The organism is Streptomyces sp. NPDC006872 (assembly GCF_040635845.1).
Classification (GTDB): domain Bacteria; phylum Actinomycetota; class Actinomycetes; order Streptomycetales; family Streptomycetaceae; genus Streptomyces.
The window spans coordinates 14,649-33,258 of record NZ_JBEYIL010000037.1 but is presented as its reverse complement, the minus strand read 5'-3'; the positions used below and the strand labels follow the sequence as shown (position 1 = coordinate 33,258).

12 protein-coding genes and 6 pseudogenes are annotated in these 18,610 nt (G+C 68.3%); 8 read left to right on the top strand and 10 right to left on the bottom strand.

Annotated elements, in window-relative coordinates:
* Nucleotides 1-168 precede the first annotated feature (168 nt).
* Nucleotides 169-651: a hypothetical protein gene (locus ABZ725_RS50905; RefSeq protein WP_358809199.1), complete on the top strand. Its 483-nt coding sequence runs from the start codon at nucleotides 169-171 to the stop codon at nucleotides 649-651.
* 531 nt (nucleotides 652-1,182) lie between these two features.
* Here the strand turns inward: ABZ725_RS50905 and ABZ725_RS50900 are convergent.
* The 7 genes and pseudogenes from ABZ725_RS50900 to ABZ725_RS50870 form a co-directional block, all read right to left on the bottom strand.
* Nucleotides 1,183-1,518 (bottom strand): annotated as a pseudogene (locus ABZ725_RS50900) (phosphotransferase); the annotation flags it as partial.
* 489 nt (nucleotides 1,519-2,007) lie between these two features.
* Nucleotides 2,008-2,503: pseudogene (locus tag ABZ725_RS50895) on the bottom strand (GNAT family N-acetyltransferase).
* 213 nt (nucleotides 2,504-2,716) lie between these two features.
* Nucleotides 2,717-2,887 (bottom strand): annotated as a pseudogene (locus ABZ725_RS50890) (helix-turn-helix domain-containing protein); the annotation flags it as partial.
* Nucleotides 2,884-3,354: pseudogene (locus ABZ725_RS50885) on the bottom strand (transposase family protein); the annotation flags it as partial. The pseudogenes ABZ725_RS50890 and ABZ725_RS50885, both read right to left, overlap by 4 nt.
* 6 nt (nucleotides 3,355-3,360) lie before the next feature.
* Nucleotides 3,361-3,631, bottom strand: a pseudogene (locus tag ABZ725_RS50880) (IS630 family transposase); the annotation flags it as partial.
* 357 nt (nucleotides 3,632-3,988) lie between these two features.
* Nucleotides 3,989-4,894, bottom strand: coding sequence for an RNA polymerase sigma-70 factor (locus ABZ725_RS50875; RefSeq protein ID WP_358809190.1), 906 nt, complete (start codon nucleotides 4,892-4,894; stop codon nucleotides 3,989-3,991).
* Nucleotides 4,891-6,099, bottom strand: coding sequence for an FAD-dependent oxidoreductase (locus ABZ725_RS50870; RefSeq protein WP_358809189.1), 1,209 nt, complete (start codon nucleotides 6,097-6,099; stop codon nucleotides 4,891-4,893). Before ABZ725_RS50870 ends, ABZ725_RS50875 begins: the two co-directional genes overlap by 4 nt.
* Nucleotides 6,100-6,338: 239 nt before the next feature.
* Here ABZ725_RS50870 and ABZ725_RS50865 point away from each other — a divergent pair, with 239 nt between their 5' ends.
* Both ABZ725_RS50865 and ABZ725_RS50860 read left to right on the top strand, forming a co-directional pair.
* The gene (locus ABZ725_RS50865; RefSeq protein WP_358809188.1) at nucleotides 6,339-6,818 is read left to right on the top strand and encodes a nuclear transport factor 2 family protein; all 480 of its coding nucleotides are present in this window, start codon (nucleotides 6,339-6,341) and stop codon (nucleotides 6,816-6,818) included.
* Nucleotides 6,819-6,903: 85 nt separating this feature from the next.
* Nucleotides 6,904-7,631: pseudogene (locus ABZ725_RS50860) on the top strand (transposase); the annotation flags it as partial.
* Between the two features lie 83 nt (nucleotides 7,632-7,714).
* Here the strand turns inward: ABZ725_RS50860 and ABZ725_RS50855 are convergent.
* The gene (locus tag ABZ725_RS50855) at nucleotides 7,715-8,566 is read right to left on the bottom strand and encodes a maleylpyruvate isomerase family mycothiol-dependent enzyme (protein WP_358809187.1); all 852 of its coding nucleotides are present in this window, start codon (nucleotides 8,564-8,566) and stop codon (nucleotides 7,715-7,717) included.
* Nucleotides 8,567-8,637: 71 nt separating this feature from the next.
* Nucleotides 8,638-8,934, bottom strand: coding sequence for a hypothetical protein (locus tag ABZ725_RS50850; protein ID WP_358809186.1), 297 nt, complete (start codon nucleotides 8,932-8,934; stop codon nucleotides 8,638-8,640).
* 79 nt (nucleotides 8,935-9,013) lie between these two features.
* On the opposite strand from ABZ725_RS50850, the gene ABZ725_RS50845 reads away from it, so the two are divergent.
* The 3 genes from ABZ725_RS50845 to ABZ725_RS50835 all read left to right on the top strand — a co-directional run bounded on the left by ABZ725_RS50845 (nucleotide 9,014) and on the right by ABZ725_RS50835 (nucleotide 16,643).
* The gene (locus ABZ725_RS50845) at nucleotides 9,014-11,689 is read left to right on the top strand and encodes a tetratricopeptide repeat protein (protein WP_358809185.1); all 2,676 of its coding nucleotides are present in this window, start codon (nucleotides 9,014-9,016) and stop codon (nucleotides 11,687-11,689) included.
* A gap of 434 nt (nucleotides 11,690-12,123) precedes the next feature.
* Nucleotides 12,124-15,792 (top strand): S8 family serine peptidase, encoded by a 3,669-nt coding sequence (locus ABZ725_RS50840; protein WP_358809184.1) that lies wholly within the window; start codon nucleotides 12,124-12,126, stop codon nucleotides 15,790-15,792.
* Between the two features lie 311 nt (nucleotides 15,793-16,103).
* On the top strand, nucleotides 16,104-16,643 hold the full coding sequence (locus ABZ725_RS50835) for a hypothetical protein (RefSeq protein ID WP_358809183.1): 540 nt from the start codon (nucleotides 16,104-16,106) through the stop codon (nucleotides 16,641-16,643).
* Here the strand turns inward: ABZ725_RS50835 and ABZ725_RS50830 are convergent.
* On the bottom strand, nucleotides 16,613-17,026 hold the full coding sequence (locus ABZ725_RS50830) for a hypothetical protein (RefSeq protein ID WP_358809182.1): 414 nt from the start codon (nucleotides 17,024-17,026) through the stop codon (nucleotides 16,613-16,615). The genes ABZ725_RS50835 and ABZ725_RS50830 overlap by 31 nt on opposite strands.
* 713 nt (nucleotides 17,027-17,739) lie before the next feature.
* On the opposite strand from ABZ725_RS50830, the gene ABZ725_RS50825 reads away from it, so the two are divergent.
* Both ABZ725_RS50825 and ABZ725_RS50820 read left to right on the top strand, forming a co-directional pair.
* Nucleotides 17,740-18,081 carry a leucine zipper domain-containing protein gene (locus tag ABZ725_RS50825; RefSeq protein WP_358809181.1) on the top strand — a complete coding sequence of 114 codons (342 nt, stop codon included), beginning with the start codon at nucleotides 17,740-17,742 and terminating at the stop codon, nucleotides 18,079-18,081.
* Nucleotides 18,015-18,515, top strand: a complete 501-nt coding sequence (locus ABZ725_RS50820; protein WP_358809180.1) for a hypothetical protein — start codon at nucleotides 18,015-18,017, stop codon at nucleotides 18,513-18,515. The genes ABZ725_RS50825 and ABZ725_RS50820 overlap by 67 nt, the downstream gene beginning before the upstream one ends.
* Nucleotides 18,516-18,610: the final 95 nt, after the last annotated feature.

Genomic DNA, 18,610 nt, shown 5'->3' with positions numbered 1-18,610 from the left:
CGGAGCCGCCACAGGACAGCCGTCGCAAGATTTTCGCAAGATTCACAGTAGATCCTCAGCTCACCTGCCGTCAGGCGGACCGCGGCGGACGCCGCGTGCCGTGGGGGCACACCCGAGCCGACTCAGGTGGGCCCCCGACGCGACACGATGAAGAGAATGGATCTGTGTATGGGCACGATGATGTCCTGGGTGAAGAACCGGACGGTCCTGGCCGCCGTCACCACCGCATTCATGGCGTCCGGAGTGGTCGTCGCCGGGGCCACGACCGCCTCCGCGGACGGGTGCGTGGGCCCCTTGTGCGGCGCGGTCAAGAACCGGACCGGCGAGACGATGCACTACACGACGAGCCTCGGCGCGGGCCCGCACTACTGCGACGTGTGGAACTGGGGCGGGGGCACGGGGAGCGAGTTCAAGCACGCCAAGTGCCAGCAGCTGACGTTCGGCAATGGAACGCGGGGCGGCAACGGGACCGGCGTCGACGTCGACGCCTTCACCTTCGCCACGCACGGCTACCACGAACGGTTCTCGCGGGTCGGCACGTGGCACTGGCGGGCGAAGGGCGTCTGGACGAAGATCCGCAGCGGTGAGATCGCCGACTGCGGCATCGGCGACAACAACGAGGTCTGGTGCACCGTCCTCGTCCAGGCCTGAGGCACCTGCTCCTTCGATCCGGAGCCTGAAGCGGGTGGGGCTCGGGTGTCGCGTCACGCGGGCTCGGCTTAGCCGGTACGGCGGTGGGCCATCACGGCGATCACGGCTGGGGGGCTTCTCGGATCCGCGAGAGCGACGGCGGTGCGTGAGCGCGCCGGAGATGGGCTCGGCGTACGCGTTCCTGCTGGTGCGGTGGGCTCGTGGATGGGCGGCTGTCGCGGGCCGGCGCTGTTCCATCGCCCGGCCGTCCGGGGTGAGGCAGTCGCGCTTCGAGCGGCACATCTCCTCGCGTCGGCGGCCGGTGTCCATCGACTGCATGACGGCGGGCCGCAGTCCGAGGCAGGGCATGTCCTCGTAGAGGTCGAGGCGGGCGCAGAGATGGCGCATCGCCTCGGAGGGCATGTCCTGCCCCTCCTCCGGAGGCTCTGGTGCCTTGGAGGCATCGTGGCGGGTGATGGTGGAGTCGTCCAGCAGCCCGGGAGCGCACGCCTGCTGGACTTCTCCCGCACGGCCGTCGGGCCCGCGCGGCCTCACATCCGGGATCAGCACGTCGACCTCGCAGCCCGGGGCAAAGGGGGCGAAACGCTGCTCGGTCAGCCGACCGCCCATCAGCAGGCTTCGCAACGGCCACCATGCGCGGATCACGTCAAGGCCGGTGTCGGTGCCATAGCAGGCGATGACGTCGTCGAGATGCTCCTCGTGTCCGGGTGTGAACGTGGCATGGTCGGCCAGGGCGTCGCCCTGGCCCGCCTCGGACCAGTCGATGATGCCGGTGACCTCGTCGCCGCCGACGAAGACGTGCGTGGTCTGCAGATCGCCGTGGGTGAACGCCACGGTCCACGGCCCCGGCGCGGCCCCGGCGAACCGGCCCGCGCGGATGAATCCAGACAGGGCACCGCGTCGGCAATCTGCCCGTGGCAACGGCTCTGCGGCTGGTCGCCGCGGATCTCCGGACAGCCGGGGACCCGCATGGCATCGCGTACGACCGCCGACTCCGCATCGCTCGTGGCGGACGGATACCTCGGATGCCTGTACAGCCGGTCACCGGCGTTCCCCAACCGGTGGGCGAGGCAATCACCCCTCGGGAAAGCCGGATTGGACGACATCGGCAACAGCGCGGGGGGGCTGCGGTGCCACGGGCTCCTGTCGCCCAGCCGGATTCAACACCAACGCCCGCGCCGGAGGCCCCGCTCTCATCCCCGATCACCCAGACGGCCACCCGACCGCGTCGACGACCTTTTACGCTCTACATCTTCGGCGCGACGCACGACCCCCTGGCCCGCCCGCTGATCAAGCCCTTCCTCAACCACCCCGACACGGACGTGCGAGAGGAAGCCGGGCGCGCGGCAGCCGAGATCACCGTACCCATCGCTGAAGGCCGCGACCACAACTCTTGACTATTGCTCCAAAACAGCGGATGGCCACCGTCTGGTGCAGACTCCACCGCTGCTCGACTGTGGCCATCAGCTCCCAGCCCAGCCGCTCGTACAGGGCCGCCGCCGCGCTATCGGATGCGACGACGTCGAGCACCGGATGCAGGCCACGACGCCGCGCTTCCTCCACCGCCCGGCCGATCAGCAGTGCACCGATCCGATGCCCCCTCGCCTGCCGGGCCACGAACAGTCTGCTGACCACGGCGGTCATACCCCGTGCCGCCCCATTCCGCTCGCTCCACAACATCGGGGCCAGATCGCCCTCGCCGTCCTGCGACAACTGACTGCCCGACCAGGCCGCCCTCGAGTTCGGCAACCCAGGAGCCCAGCAGGGGACCACGTGACAGCCACTCGCCGGGCTGATCCGGCCAGTTCACCGGATAGCCGTCGCGCGCATGGACCTCCGCGAGAACCCACACGCGCTCCTCGACATCGCCATCAGCCCTCCGCCGGACCCAGCGGCTCGGCCTCCCGTCCGGCACCCCGAAGCTCTCGATGTTCACTCCGGCATAGAAACACAGGCCACAGAGTCACAACCATCACCATCGTCGCGCTTATCGCAACCCCCGGAGCCGCCCGCCCTTCCGTCCCCACCGCCAGCGGTGTCAAGCCGATCCTGTGGACCTGCACCCTCAGCGAGGACCAGCGGTGGAGCTGATCCGGTCTCGGGCCGCAGCCTTGGTCTTCAACTCCAGCCACAGCTCTATTCGTACGTTCGGAGCGTCCAGGAAGCGGCCCGGGATCTCCTCGACGCGGCGCGTGCGGTAGCGCAGGGTGTAGCGATGGACGCCGAGGTCGGCCGCTTGCCGGAGACGAACGCGCGCCGTCCGCCGCGGCCGTCCGAAGACCGGCGTACCGGGATCTCGATGGTATCCAGCTGCAGCTCGACGCCTTCGGTTCGGGCGTCGGCCAGGGTCCGAAGTCGCAGCCCGGGACGGTCGGGGGCCGCGCACCCCGTCAGCCAGGAGCGTGCGTGTCTCTCCGATCGCGCGGGTGACGGTGGAGCGGTCGACACCCGAAAGCAGCCCGAACACTGGGTGCGGCAGGTCATGCCGCAGATGGATCAGTATGACCACCAGCCGGTCGACGAAGACCGGCTGGTGGCGGGCACCAGCACCTTCAGCCCGCTTCCTGACCCCGCCCCGCGCAGCATGGCGGCGGCCACGGCTTCGGCCTGCCACGGCACCGCCAACTCCTTGACCAGGCAGGTGAGATGACGCCGAGAGAACCCCCGGCGCACAACCGGCTGCACAAGGCGAGAGCAGCACAAGCGGCGCTACTGACGTGAGTCGGAGGTTCTCTGGCAGTAGGCGGCGACTTTGTTGAGGATCTCGTCGGCGGTCTTGGTCCAGACGAAGGGTCTGGGTTGTTCGTTCCAGTCGGTGAGCCAGGTTCGGATGTCGCGCTCGAGGGCCTGGACGGAACGCTGGACACCGCGGCGGAGCTTCTTCGGAGGTCAGCTCACCGAACCATCGCTCCATCAGGTTGAGCCATGATGAGCCGGTGGGCGTGAAGTGCAGGTGGAAGCGGGGATGCGCCAGTAGCCACTGAACCGCTCCGGGTCTGATGAAGGCTGCGGCCTGCGGCAACGACCTGGCCGTTGTCTTTCTCGCCGACCGTACGACCATGCAGGCCGAGAGCCACCCGCTGCCGGCGGTCACCACGCTGGCTCGGGGGGGGCGTGGACGAAGAGGATTACGAACAACTGACGGAGTTCGGTCGCGATTTCCGTACCATCCCCGCAGGGCTCCACGACGTCCACACGAACCCGAGCATCGACAACCTGGGCTTCGAGGAGTACGCGGCATGGGCTCACGATGATGCCCGAGGAAATCTACCGATCCTTCTGAACGGGCTCACGAAACGAAACTGCGGCCAGAGCGAGGGCAGGTCTCGTCCAACGGTCACCACGTCGCGACGTCGTGGGCGGTGCCGTCCGTGATGGCCTGGAGTTTGTCGGGGTTGGCAACGTTGTGGATGGCAGTGATGCGACCGTCGGCGTCGAAGTCGAAGGTGATGGTGGCGATCACCCGGTCCGGGGCGCTGAACACCACGCCCGGGCCGCCGTTGATCTCGACGAGTTCGGCACGCATGTCGGCGGGCTGGACGCCCTGGTAGGCGACCGTGCCGATGGCCGCGAACCACGAGGCCACCGTTTGCGCTCCTACGACCGGCTTGAGCGCCTGACGGACCTTGCCACCGCCGTCGGTCCACAGGATGACGTCCGGGGACAACAGCTCCATGAGGGCGTTGATGTCACCACCGGTCGCGGCGGCGAAGAACCGCTCCGTGACCTCGCGCTGCCGAGAGCGGTCGGCGGTAAACCGGGGCCTGCGGGCGCGTACGTGCTCACGCGCACGGTGCGCGGCCTGTCGTACCGCCGCCTCGGTCCGTTCCACCGCCTCCGCGATCTCGGCGTGGCTGAAGCCGAAGACCTCCCTCAGCACGAAGACGGCGCGCTCCAGCGGGCTCAGCGTCTCCAGCACCACCAGCATCGCCATCGACACCGACTCGGCGTCCGTGACGGCATCGGCGGTGTCACCGCTGGTGAGAATGGGCTCGGGCAGCCACGGACCGACATAGGTCTCGCGCTTGTGCCGGTTGGAACGCAGACGTTCCAGCGCCAGGTTGGACACGATCCGCGTCAAGTACGCCTTGGGATCGGCGACTTGGGAACGGTCGGCGGACGACCATCTTATCCAGGCGTCCTGCACCGCGTCCTCGGCATCGGCCGCGGAGCCGAGGACACGGTAGGCCACGGAGAACAGCAACTTACGGTACTCGTGAAAGACCTGCTCGCCGGCGCTCACTCGGTACCTTCAGCGACGCGGGTGAAGCGACCGCCATGCGGCCAGAACGCGCCCGAGGCGGGCATCTTCTTCATACGGCCGAAGGTCGGCCAGGGCGAGGAAGTCACCGTCTCCTTATACCGGGCCGCCATCCGGCCGGTCAGATGAATTCGTCGCGGGCTGTCGTCGGGCCGGGTGAACTGCACGACCGCGTCGTGCCGGCCCAGGCTCACCGGCGTGTGGTAGTAGCCGAAGCGGAACGGCTTGGGCCGCTTGCCCTTCAGCGCGCGGACGATCGACACCGCGGCGTGCACACCGGTCGGCATCCCGCCCTGGCAGGTGCCGTGCATGACGCCGTAGCCCTGGCGGATTGCCGCGGCGTCACCGATGGCGTACACCTCCGGGTGCGACACCGAACGCAGCGCGGCGTCGGTGACGATGCGGCCGCGCTCGTCGACGGCCAGTCCGGCGGCGGCTGCCAGCGGCGACACCCGCGTACCGCTCGTCCACAGGACGACATCGGCGGCGAAGCTCTCACCGCCCGCCAGTTCGACCGACCCGGGCAGCGCCTTCACCACCTCGACGCCGCTGCGCACCCGGACGCCGAGGCGGTCGAGCGCCGACTGCAGATACGTCCTGGCCTTCGGGTTCATCGCCGCACCGGGTTCGTCCCGGCCCAGCAGCACGACGTTCAGCTCCGGGTGCCGCTCGGCGATCTCCGCGGCCGACTCGACGCCGGTCAGCCCGCTGCCGGTGACCACCACCGTGCCGCCGCCGAGCCGCGCCAGCCGGTCGGCCAGCACCTCGGCGTCCTGGGGGCTGTTGAGGCTGTACGTGTGGTCGTCGACGCCCGGCACCGCAGTCGTGTCGGCCACGCTGCCCAATCCGTACACCAGCGTGTCGTAGTGCAGGACCTGGTCGTCGTCGATCCGCACCGTCTTCGTGTCCGCGTCCACCGCCGTCACCCAGCCACGCACGAACTGTGCGCCCGTCCCCTCCAGCAGCTCCGGAATGCTCAGCTCAGCGAGCTGCTGCCCGGTCGCCGTCATATGCAACCGCAGCCGCTCGGTGAACCGCTCCTGCGCATTCACGAGGGTCACCTGCACGTCCTCGCGCCGCTTGACCCGCGCCGCGAGCTGGATGACCGCGGACATGCCCGCGTAACCCGCCCCCACGATCAGAACCCGGTGGGTGGTCGCCCTGCCGACTTCGTGCTGTGCACTCATCGCTTTGCCTTCCTCCACTCGCTGTTGACGACCAGTGGATGGAAGCTGCGAGCCAGTCCGTGACACGAAGCCGATGTGATGCGCGCCATAGTGGGCTTGGCAAGGGTGCCGCCTCCTGGTTGAGCCTGCAATCAACTGGGGCGAAGAGAGGGTGTCGAGACAGTCCGCGGTACGGGCCCGCAGCAGGCGATCAGGCGATAATGATCGCTAGCTGCCTGTGCGTATTACTTGGGGGTCTTGTGAGTCTGAGTCCGCGCGAGGTGTTTCTCCGGCTTGTTCACGGGGTCGCCGACGGGAACTTCGACGAGCTGCCCGACCTGTACGGCGAGGTCACCGATGTCCGCCATCCGATGGCGACGCCGCAGTCCGAGCCGCTGACGAGTCGCAGTGCGCTCCAGGAGCACTTCACGGTGCCGCCGGAAGCCCGGGAGGCCGTGCCGAAGAGGCGGGTCGTCGATGTCGTCGTGCACGAGACCGCCGATCCCGAGGTGATCGTCGCCGAGTTCGCCTATGAGTTCACGTCGTCGGACGACTCCCCGGCCAAGGTGCCCTGTGTGTTCGTCATGCGGATCCGGGACGGTCGGATCATCGAGTCACGCGACTACATCGACCCGATCCGCACATACACGGCACGCGGAGACCTCGACCGCCTCCTCGCGTCGTTAGGCGAGGGCGTTTCCTCACCCCGCGCCTTCCGAGGTTCACTGTCCAAGAGTTGACCAGAAACATGGGAAGTGCTCTTGACCTGCAACGATAAAACTTGCTTAGGATCCTGTTGGCTACGAGGGAAACAGTACTTTCCAGGTGCGAGAGCCTGGCGCATCCTACCCACGTGTCCGTGTCCAGGGTGACGGCCGGCAGGCGGTCTCGCAGGCCGGTGCGGTCCTGTTGGTGGAGACGGTCCGCAAGACCGGTCTTGACCAGCCGATTCCTCGGCACTGGCACCCTGGCGGAAGCCACGGGCCGTCCACGATCCCGGGAAGATCCTCCTGAACCTTGCGTCGGCGGTCGCGTTGGGCGGGGATTGCCTGGCCGATGTCGCCATGCTGCGGGCCGGGTCGGCCGTCTTCGGCCCCGTGGCATCCGACCCCGACCGTCTCCCGCATGGCCGACGCTCTCGCCGCCTGCGGCGACATGGTGCTGAGAGCGATCCGCACCGCTCGGTCCGAAGTTTGCGAACATGTCTGGCGGTTGGCCGGTGAGAGAGCCCCTGATGCCGGCGGAAAGGTGACCGTCGACCTGGACGGAGTGCTGGTGATTGCCCATTCCGACAAGGAGGACGCCGCCCCGACCTGGAAGCGGACCTACAGCCACCACCCGCTGATGGGGTTCGTCGACCACGGCCCGAGCGGCACCGGGGAACCCATCGCGGCCCTGCTCAGACCGGGCAACGCAGGCTCGAACACCTCGCCGGCCACATCACCGCGGCCCGGCAGGCCCTGGCCCAGTTGCCGAAGAAATACCGGCGCGGGCGGCAGACTCTGATCCGCACCGAATCCGGCGGCGGCACCCATGACTTCGTCGCCTGGCTACTGAACTTGAATGCGTGATGTCGGTCTGCCGTCTATGAGAGCTGCCGTCCACCAGGGCGATGGACCCCGACGCGCAGCGTCCATCAGTAGACGATGGACACGATCTGGCAGGCGGCTTCGGCGATCTGACGCTCCCCGCTGATGCGGACTCGGGCGAGGGCAGTGCCAGGATCAATACCGCGGGTGCAGAGTCGCCAGGCGGTCTCTGGGTCCAGCCGCAGTGATGCGGTCGGCTGACCACTGGGTGTTTCGGCCAGTGACCAGCGGTCCGCGGTGGCGGTCACGGTCCAGGTACCGACGGCTGGCTCATCGATGACCACCTGGAGTTGTGTCCCGGCGGGCGCAGGCGTGTGACGCAGTGTGTGGGGCAAGGCCCTCATGAAGGTGTCCAGGACCGCGGACAGAGCGTCGGGCTCCGGATCGGCGTCCCGGCCGGTGGCATGGCGGATCTGCTGGCGGTGGGTCCAGTACTCGGTGAACTCCCGCGCGACGTCCAGCCACTTGGGCGCCGGGTCGGCCCCTGCCCAGGACACTCCCAGGCCCGTTGCGTCGAGGTCGGTGCCCTCGAATTGACGGGCGACCTGGGTCCCGGCCAGTTCCAGGGCCTCGATGATCTCGACAGGGCTGTGATCGACGTGGAGGTCGATCCATTCCTGGTTGACGCGGTGGATGAACGCTTCCAGCGTCTCTCCGGCCGCCATGGCGCGCTGGTGGCTGTCCGTGCTCCAGCCGAGGCGGCCGTGGTAGTCGCCGAGGATGTGGGCGGCAACATCGTGCACGGTCCAACCCGGGACCGCGGCCCTGTTCCACTCATTGCGCCGCAGACCGCGTAGCAGGTCGAGGAGCGACGCCAGTTCTGGCCCGAACAGCGGGCGAGCGTCGATCGGCTTGCCCAGCCAGGAAGGGTCGGATACGTCGTTGGGCTGGAGACTCATGGCCAAAGCCTGTCAGCCGGGAGACGGGGTCTGCCATCGAATACCCTCTCACCTCACGGGGGGCATGTCGGTCAGCCGCCCATCATCAGGCCAGTAACGGCCAGACAGCCGTCAACCAGGTCGGGCCGGTACTGGATCTGCTCGAGTCTGCGCTTCACAGCCCGAGTGATCTGGGCGAGTTCACCTGCGGCGAGGTTGCCGAGGTCGCAGTGGGAGGCGTTGCGCCGCAACGCCCAGAGCGGCAGGGCTGCGCAAGGTGAGGCGTCGGCACCGGGAATTCGCAAGGCTCGGGTTGGCGCACGGGACGGATCGGTCCGCAGCACGCCTTTGCGGCTCGGGCTGGTGCCCGAAACGGGCAGCGGCTTCATCGAACGCGAGGAGGGTGACCGCTTGGCGCGGGCGCTGGAGGCAGACCGGCGTGCCGCCGCTTGAGGCGGCAGCCAGCGCGTGCAGGGGCGGGTGGTCACGGGCACCGGGGGCGTCGGCAAGTCCTCGCTGGCCGCCCACTACTGCCACGCCGTCGCTGCCCAAGAGGTGGAGCTGCTGATGTGGGTGGCGGCCGGCACGACCCAGGCCGTAGCCGGCTCCTACGCTCAAGCGGCCCGCACGCTCGGCCTCGCCGCCGACGGCGAAGACACCCTGCTCGCGGCGCAGCAGTTCGTGAACTGGCTGCGTACCACCACGTGCGACTGGCTGATCGTGCTGGACGACGTCCCGTCCCCCGGAGCTCTGGAAGGGCTGTGGCCGCCCAGACAGACCCAAGGCAGGGGCAGGGTGGTCATCACCACGCGAAGCCGCGAGAGTGATCTCGCCGTCCTCAGCGGTCACTCCTTCCTGCCGATCGGACTCTTCAGTCCCCAGGAAGCTTTGCATTACCTCCGCGGCACGCTGCGCCGGTCGGTCCTGACTGACTCCGACGACGATTTGGCAGAACTCGCCGGCGACCTCGGTCACTTGCCTCTGGCGCTGTCACGGGCGGCCGCCTACCTCGACTACAACCCTTCCTGCACCGTCACCCGCTACCGGCAGTTGCTCGCCGACCGGCGGCTGACCCTGGACCGGCTCACACCGGCCGTGCGCGGCAGCTTCACCGATCGCTCGCTTGCCGCCCTGTGGGACATCTCCATCGAGCAGGCCGACGAGCACACCCATGGCATGGCCCGCCCGATGATGGAACTCGCCGCCGTCCTCGACGGCACGACCGGCATCCCCGACGCCCTGTTCACCACCGAATCCGCCCGCGCCTACCTCACAGATGGCAGCGGTGCCGGCCGGGACACCGATGAACTCGACGCCGAACACACATTGGCCACGCTGGACCGTCTCCATCTTCTCGACCACACGTCCGCCGGCACCGGACGTACGGACTGGCTGGTACATGTGCACCAGCTCATCCAGCGTGCCGTGCGCGAGTACCAGCCGCCCTCCGAAACCCACGACGCATGTGATGCGCGCAGGGCGGCCGTCCTCCCGGCTTGCGCCGATGCTCTGCTGGACATCTGGCCGGAGGTCGAGCAGGACCAGGAGCACGCGCAACGGCTTCGAGCCAACGGGCATGTGCTGACCGGGCATGACCTCGACGAGCCGAGTCCTCTGTGGCAGAACGAGACCGTGCACAGTCTCTTCCACCGTCACGGCGTCAGCATCGGTGAATCCGGCGGCATCCTCTCGGCAGTCAGCCTCTTCGCGGCTCTCGCTCAACTCGCGCACGAGCGGCTCGGCCGCGATCACCGGTCCACCGTGGTCGTCCGTATGGAGCACGCCCGCTGGACGAGCGCGGCCGGGAGCCATCGCGACGCGGTGGCAATCCTGGAGGAGTTGGAGGACCGCCACACGAAGCTGCACGGCCCCGACGACCCTGTCACGCTGGTGATCCGCCACAATCTGGCCGTCATCCGTGGCGAGGCAGGAGACGTTCTCGGGGCGGTCCGCGCACTCGAGGAGGTGCTCGCGGACCGGAGGCGAACGCAGGCAACGCGATCAGCGATCCTCGCGACTCTCCACAACCTCGCCTACTGGAAGGGCGCGTGCGAGGACGCGACGGGAGCGATCGGCATCTGCCAGGAGCTGATCCCGCACATGGAGGAGGAGTACGGCGCCGACAACGAGCACACGCTCACCGCCCGTCACAACCTCGCGCGGTGGCAGGGCGAGTCGGGTGACGCCGGCGCCGCCATCACCTCGCTTCGGTCCCTCCTGCAGGATCAACGACGCGCGCTCGGCCAGCGGCATCCGCGCGTGCTGTTCACCCGGCAAAGCCTGCACCGCTGGCAGGGAGAGGCGGGAGAATTCGACAACGCCTTCGACGGCTACCAGAAGCTGATCCCGGACATGCGGGAGGTACTCGGCCCCGACCACCCCGAGGTGATCACCGCTCGCCACAATTTCGCCCACCTGCGAGGCAATGCCGGACACCATGCGGAGGCGGTCTCAGCGCTCGAGGAAGTGGTGGCCGACCGTGCGAGGATCTTCGGACCGCACCACCCGGACACCTTCGGCTCCCGCTGCAGCCTGGCGTTACAGCGGGGCCAGGCTGGATTCCCCGGGAAAGCGGTGCAGGACCTGGAACAACTCCTGCGTGACCAGCAACAGCATCTGCCCGTCGGGCATCCGAACAACCTCAGTGTCCGTCACCAGCTCGCGGTCATGCGTCACCGGGCCGGAGACACTGCAGCAGCCACGTCCGTTCTCGCCAAAGTCCTCGCCGAACAGATACGCGTGCTCGGCCCCGGCCACCCCCACGCACGCGCCGCCTTCAACACGCTCGATCAATGGCAGAACACGAGCGCAGATGCCTCATCTGCTGTCGACGCCTACCGGCAGTTGCTGACCCACATCCGGCGTCACCCCGACCACGACAACCCGCTCGTCCTTGCCGTGCAGGACAGGCTCGCGATGTGGCAGGGGCGCGCCGGCGACCCAGTCGGTGCAGTCCAGATCCTCACCACCATGCTCCGCGACGCGGGCCGGCTCCTCAGCCCCGACGACCCCCTCATCCCGGTCATCGCAAACAACATCTTCGGGTGGCTGCAAGCCGCCGGACTCCCCGCCGATCAAGCCGCCGCACATGTACACCGACTGCACACTCAGCACTCCAGCCCCACTCCCGACTCACAGCTCTGAACGTCGCCACCTGCCCGCACGCGGACCCGGTCAGCGCCGAGGGGGGCAAAAGCGGGCAGTGCTCTGTCCTCTCGGGAGCCGTCCGCTGCAGTGACGGGGACAGAGCAGTAACGCTCACAGCCGCGACCTGGCACTCCACGGCCCTCATCTTGTTCGGCCAGCGCCTCATCCTGTGCCAGCCACGGGATTTCAGGTTCCAGAGGTCAGAACCCGTCTTTGAACCCCCGATCGCACTGTCGGGCGAGTGACTTTGGGGTGCGGCTGCTCGCTCCGAAGCCCTATCCGCCCGTCAACCCTCGTGGCCGAGAAAGGCATTGGCACTCCCTGGCCACAGCAATCCCTTGAGTCGCTCTGCGCGCGGCACTCACTCTGAGTACTGGCTTCCGCTCCACGAGGGCGGAGGCGTTTCAGCGTTCAGGGGAGGACCTCCACACATGCGAAGACTCCACGCCCTTTGGGCCGTGGCAGGAGCGGCCGGGCTGCTCGCCGGGGCGGTCACGCCCGCGGTGGCCGATCCCGCGTCCCCGCTCACCCAGCCGGACACCACGCGGGCACCACGCGCCGACACCCAGACCGTCACCCTCATCACGGGCGACACGGTTTCGGTCACCACCGGGCCCGACGGCAAGTCCGCCGTCGACATCGAGCGCGGCAAGGGCCGTGAGGCCGCCACCTTCCTGTCCACCGAGCGCGACGGCGAGGTCAGCGTCCTGCCGGCGGACGCGATCCCGCTGGTGCAGGCGGGCCGTCTCGACCCGGCCCTGTTCAACGTCACCCAGCTGGTGAAGCAGGGGTACGCGGACTCGAAGACCGGCACCACGCCGGTGATCGCGACGTACAAGAGCGGCAGCGTGACCCCCGAGGGCGCACGCCGGACGCTCGCGCTGCCCGCGATCGACGGGGCCGCGCTGAGCGCGAAGAAGTCGACCTCGTTCTGGGCCGACATCGCTCCCGCACTAGGCACCGCACCCACCACGAAGGCCGCGAAGCAGCTCGGCGAGGGCATCGACAAGCTCTGGCTCGACGGCAAGGTGCAGGCGTCCCTCGACGTCAGCGTGCCGCAGATCGGCGCACCCGAGGTGTGGCAGGCGGGCTACGACGGCACGGGCGTCGACGTCGCGGTCCTGGACACCGGCGTGGACACCGGGCACCCGGATCTGGCGGGGAAGCTCGCCGAGACGCAGAGCTTCGTGCCGGGCGAGTCGGCGCAGGACGGTCACGGCCACGGCACCCATGTGGCGTCCACGATCGTCGGCTCCGGCGCGGCCTCGGACGGCAAGCGCAAGGGCGTCGCGCCGGGTGCTGATCTGTTCGTCGGCAAGGTGCTCGACAACACCGGCCACGGCCAGGACTCGTGGATCATCGCGGGCATGGACTGGGCGGCCCACTCCGGGGCGAAGATCGTCTCCATGTCGTTGGGCGGTACGGCGACCGGCCCCTCCGACATCCTGAGCGAGACCGTCGACGAGCTGTCCGCCTCCACCGGCACCCTCTTCGTGATCGCGGCGGGCAACTCCGGTCCGGCCGAGCAGACGGTCGGCACCCCGGGCATCGCCGACTCGGCGCTGACGGTCGGCGCCGTCGACAAGTCCGACAAGCTGGCCTCCTTCTCCAGCCGCGGTCCGCGCCTCGGCGACTCCGCGGTCAAGCCGGAGATCACTGCGCCGGGTGTGGCCATCACCGCGGCCCGCGCCGCCGGCACCACCATGGCCGGCAGTACGCCGGTCGACGACTACTACTCGACGGCGAGCGGTACGTCGATGGCCACCCCGCATGTCGCGGGCGCCGCGGCGCTGGTCGCCCAGGCCCACCCCGACTGGACGGGCCAGCAGATCAAGCAGGCGCTGGCGACCACGGCGAAGACCATGCCGGACGCCGACGTCTTCCAGCAGGGCGACGGCCGCGTCGACGCCGTACGGGCCGTGAGTCAGGGCGTCTTCGCGACCCCGGCACTGAGCTTCGGCAAGTACGAGGAGGCCGACACCGAGGTCGCCACCAAGGACATCACGTACACCAACACCACGGACAAAGCGGTGGAGTTGAAGGTGTCCTCGTCACTTCGCGACGCCGCACTGAACGCGGACGCGGTCACCGTCCCGGCGAAGGGCACCGCCACCGTCGCGGTCACGGTCGACCCGGCCAAGGAGGCGACGGGCCGGTACACGGGCCACATCACCGCGAGCGCCGACGGTGTTCTCGTCACCACCGCCGTCGGCTTCGAGAAGCTGCCGAAGACCTACGACCTGAAGGTGTCGCTGCTGGGCCGCGACGGCGAGCCGTCCACGTCCGCGTCGCTCTTCATGCTTCAGGAGCTGAACGGCGCGTACGCGGACACCTACGGGTTCATCGGCAAGGGCTACACCTTCAAGGTGCCGGCCGGTACGTATTCCATGGCGTCCTGGATCTCCAAGCGGGACGCGGCCGGACTGGAGGTCGACACCTCGATCGTCGGTGATCCGGAGATCGAGGTCGACAAGGACACCGAGGTCGTCCTCGACGCCCGCAAGGCGGTCGAGATCAAGCCGAAGACCAAGGAGGACTCCGAGTTCCGGGGCTTCACCACCACCTGGCACAGGGAAGGCCCGGGCACTGGCCTGGGGGTGACCTACAGCCAGGGCTGGTGGACCGACCACGTCTATGTGGCGCCCACCGAGAAGGTCACCCAGGGCGTGTTCGAGTTCTCCTCGAAGTTCCGTCTGTACGCCAAGGAGCTGACGGCGAGCGTCACCGGCCCGGAGAAGTACGCGCTGCCCCTCGACTACGCGCAGACGTACAGCGGCCTCCCCGTGAAGGTCAGCGGTGATCACACGGTGCGGGCGGTGGACGCGGGCGCCGGAACCGCGGCCGACTTCGAGGGACTCGATGTCAAGGGCAAGGTGGCGGTCGTCCACGTGGGCGCCGGCAAGAGGGCGGACGAGGCACTGACCAACGCGACCGCGGCCGGGGCCGGTTACGTCCTCGCCTACCAGGAGACGCCCGGGTACTGGCTCGGTTCCGTGCAGAGCATGACCATCCCGCTGATGCTCGCCACCGGCGAGGACGGCGCGAAGCTCGGCGCCCTGCTGAAGAGCGGGAAGAAGGTCAAGCTGAAGCTGGCCGGCACTCCGGTCAGTCCGTACGTGTACAGCGTGATGTTCCCGCAGGTGGGGGGCGTCTCGGCCAACCAGACGTACAACCTGAACAGCTCCAACACGGTGAAGCAGACGGTTCGTTACCGCGGGGCCCGGGCCGGTGATGTCGGCAAGGACGCCGTGTACCGGTACCGCCCCTGGCAGTCGGCCGACATCGCGACCACCAACAACGTGCAGCTCGCCACGGAGCGCACCGAGTACTACAACGTCTCCGACACCCGGATCTGGCACGCCGTCTATCCCAACTGGAAGGCGACCCAGCCTCAGTGGGGTCTCGTGCGGACCTTCGACAAGGCGGGCAAACAGCCCGCCGAGGACTGGCTGGGCCAGGTCGTCCGCCCGGCGACCGCCCAGCGGTATGGCCTCTCCCAGCGCACCGGTGACAAACTCTCCTTCCGCATCCCGGAGTTGAGCGATGCGACACCGGGCCACTACGGATCCGTGGACAACGTCCTGGACACCGCGAAGGGCAAGCTGTACGCGGACGGGCAGTTGGTCGGCGACACCGCGCTCGGCGGCTACGGCACCTTCACCGTCCCGGCGGCGAAGTCCTCGTACCGCCTCGTGGTCGACACACAGCGCACGGCCGACTGGGCGGCTTACTCCACCGGCACGCACACCGAATGGTCCTTCGCCTCGGCGCACACGGACCAGCAGACGGCACTCGGGGTGCTCTCGGTCGACTACGACGTGGCCGGGCTCAACCTCCTCAACCGTGCTGAGGCCGGGCACACGTCGAAACTCGGCCTCTCCCTCCGGAACCAGTCGGGCGGCGTCACCGCCGGTTCCCTGAAGGCCTGGGTCTCGTACGACGACGGCACCTCCTGGAAGGAAGTGAAGGTCAAGAACGGCAAGGCGGAGCTCAAGCACCCGAAGAAGGGCGCCGGGTTCGTGTCGCTGCGCGTACGGGCCTCCGACCGGGACGGCAACACGGTCAACCAGACGGTCGTACGGGCGTTCGGCCTGAAGTAGACGACCGCCGCCAAACATTGCGAAAATTCTCAACAAAGATCGTCTACCGTGCCGGGCCATGGTGAACACGGCATACGACACGGCAAGGGAGACCCCTGCCGCGAGCCCCTGGGCCGCGGTGGGGGTCTCCGCGTTCGACGAGCTGTTGTACCAGGCCATCCCTCAACCAGCCCGACGCCGGCGCGTCCGGCTGGGCGCTGCTGACCGGTGCCTCCCCGGCCCGGGTCCTCGAGTCCTGCAACCGACTGCTCACACTCGGGCTCCTGCAACCACCGGACTCCATGGGCGGATTACGGGCGGTCGACCCCCGGGTGGCGATCCGCGCGCTGATCCGGCGACGCGAGACGGAGTCCGAACTGCTGGCCGCCACCGCCGAGGAGATGGCGACCGCGTACGAGGCGGGGCTGCTGCGCGAGGAGCCGTCTAGGCTGATCCAGGTGGCCTCCGGCGAGGGCGCCATCGCGGCACGCCTGGAGGAGATGCACGGGCGCGCGGAGCATGAGGTGTGCTTTTTCGACACACCGCTGTATCTCGCCCCGCCCGCACGGGCCTCAGCGAGGCCATCGCACGGGGGTACGTTGCCGGTTCGCAGTTGGGAGCAGATGGGTGGTCAACTGCCATGCTGGGGGCTGAAGATGACTGCTCGCCGTCCATGTCCGACTGCGCCGGGGGCGTTGGAGGAGTACGCGGTCCGGTTCGACCAAGTGCGTGCTCAAGGTGTGATCTGCACTGATCGACTACCGCAGCGGTTGCGCCAGCCGACGATCTCGGCGATTGCGAGAGTGGTGTTGCGCAAACCGGCCATGGCGCGGAATCAGAATCAGAAGAGCGTCACCACGCGCCACACCTGATCGATTATGAGTCCAGCAGTGCACACAAGAAGGACCGTCGTCTTCAATCTATTGAGCGACATGATGTGCCAGTTGTGCAAGTCTTCGCTGGCCATCCGCCACACCGCGGTCAACACTCCTGTCGTTGGCAGCGCCACCAACACGGTCAGCGGAACGAGTACCCAAGGCGTAAGACCGGTGGTCAACTGCGTTAGCCGGACGACAAGCGAGACGACCAGCACTGTGGCGATGTGCCCATGCACGCTTCGCTCGACAGCATGCTGCATCGCGGGATGATCGTGAGGGTGGTGGGGAACCCTGGCGGCTTGCCGCTGCACCCGCATCGCCCACAACGACAGGACGATGACGTAGCCGTAAACAGCCGCAGTCGCGATCCAGAACATCGCCCCACATCCTCGACCCCAGGTTTCAACGATATACAAATAGAAGCGCGAAACACCCTACGACGTCGCGGCAAGGTGCCTCCAGAGCACGAAATGGCCAAGGCCCGCCTCCGCCCCCGGCATCTCGCCTGCGCCCGGCCCGGTGCGCACCTTGGCGAGGACGCGCCAGTTCTTGAGGTGGGCGAAGCACTGCTCGACAGTGCCCGGACGGCCGCCAGTGCCGTGTGGACGGCTTCTGGCCTCGCGTCAGGGGCCGGTGCCGGGCGGCCTTGTAGCCGGTGATCACCGCCGGGGCCACCGTTGTCGAGGCCGACGAAGCCCCGGCGTCGGCCCGGGCGTGTTCGCCACGAGCCTCAACACCCGCTCCGTGATCGTCAGTTCACCCCGCTCGGCCTGGACCCCCCTGTAGTTTCTTGGCCAACTCCTCGGCAAGGGCATCCAGTTCGCTCCGGCGGGCCGTGATCCAATGCCGCTTCCGCATCCCCCTTGCCCTCGCGCGTTCTCACGCGTGCCGACCTGCTGACGGATCCTAGGCGGGGGCCGGTCGCAGGCGCAGCCGAATCCGGCATCCCGGCGGAACGGCCCCGCCCGATGATCTACGCCATGGTCATCGGCCTCCCACCGGCACAAGTACTCAACTCGTCATTCACACCAGACCCGTGAGCTGCGACTTCACGATGCACATCGCTCACTGGGCGTTTTGAGGGGGTGGCATGGATCCGGGGGCGATGACGCAGTACCGGTACCGCGCGGTGTGCGAGGTTCTGGGCGGTTCACCGGTGGGCGAGGTGGCCGAGCGGTACGCAACGAGTCGGCAGTCGCTGCATACGTGGCGGAAGCGGTTCGAGCAGGAGGGCCTGCCGGGTCTGGTCGACCGGTCGTGTAGGCCGCGGAACTCGCCGTCGCGGTTGTCGGCCGCCGTGGAAGCGGAGGTCTGTGAGCTGCGACGCCAGCATCCCCTCCGCCCGGCACGGCGGCACTGCCGCGGATGCGCGCGGCCGCCGCCGGACAAGCCGTTGAGACCGACCGACTCGTCCACCGCGACGGCAACGTGACGGTCGGCGGCAACCTGTTCCGCGTCGACGCCAGGCTGGTCGGCCAGACGGTCACCCTGCGGCTGGACGGGCACCTCATGCACACGGTCGCCGACGGAATCCTCGTGGGTACCTGGCCCTGCCCAGTGAGCAGTGACCGGCTCCCTGCGCTCCGCGGAGTGCGGGCGACGGCTGGCCCGCTACCACCAGCGATGGTGCCCAGCGGGGCCATGCGGGTCCAGCGGCGCGTCAACGGCGACGGCCGGATCATGGTTGCCTCCCAACACCTCAAACTGGGCAAGAGGAACGTCGGCAAGCAGGTCGTCGTCGTGATCGAGGACACCCACTTCCGCATCCTCCACGAGGGCGAAGCGATCGCCGTGAAGGAACGAAGAAAGCCAGGGCCGCTCGACCGTGTCCGCATCGTCTCGAAACGCGAGGACAGCCAGAAGTAGTCGAGTATCCACTGAGGCCGCCCCGAGGCAGAATGATCGCCATGACGACTTGAAGAGCGCCGGCAGGACGCACGGCCTGGCGCAAGAGGGGGATC

Excerpts from the sequence above, each read along its gene's own strand:
- ABZ725_RS50905 (WP_358809199.1), top strand. The coding sequence starts at position 169 with ATGGGCACGATGATGTCCTGGGTGAAGAACCGGACGGTCCTGGCCGCC.
- ABZ725_RS50870 (WP_358809189.1), bottom strand. The coding sequence starts at position 6,099 with ATGAGTGCACAGCACGAAGTCGGCAGGGCGACCACCCACCGGGTTCTG.
- ABZ725_RS50855 (WP_358809187.1), bottom strand. The coding sequence starts at position 8,566 with ATGAGTCTCCAGCCCAACGACGTATCCGACCCTTCCTGGCTGGGCAAG.
- ABZ725_RS50850 (WP_358809186.1), bottom strand. The coding sequence starts at position 8,934 with ATGAAGCCGCTGCCCGTTTCGGGCACCAGCCCGAGCCGCAAAGGCGTG.
- ABZ725_RS50840 (WP_358809184.1), top strand. The coding sequence starts at position 12,124 with ATGCGAAGACTCCACGCCCTTTGGGCCGTGGCAGGAGCGGCCGGGCTG.
- ABZ725_RS50830 (WP_358809182.1), bottom strand. The coding sequence starts at position 17,026 with ATGTTCTGGATCGCGACTGCGGCTGTTTACGGCTACGTCATCGTCCTG.
- ABZ725_RS50825 (WP_358809181.1), top strand. The coding sequence starts at position 17,740 with ATGGATCCGGGGGCGATGACGCAGTACCGGTACCGCGCGGTGTGCGAG.
- ABZ725_RS50820 (WP_358809180.1), top strand. The coding sequence starts at position 18,015 with ATGCGCGCGGCCGCCGCCGGACAAGCCGTTGAGACCGACCGACTCGTC.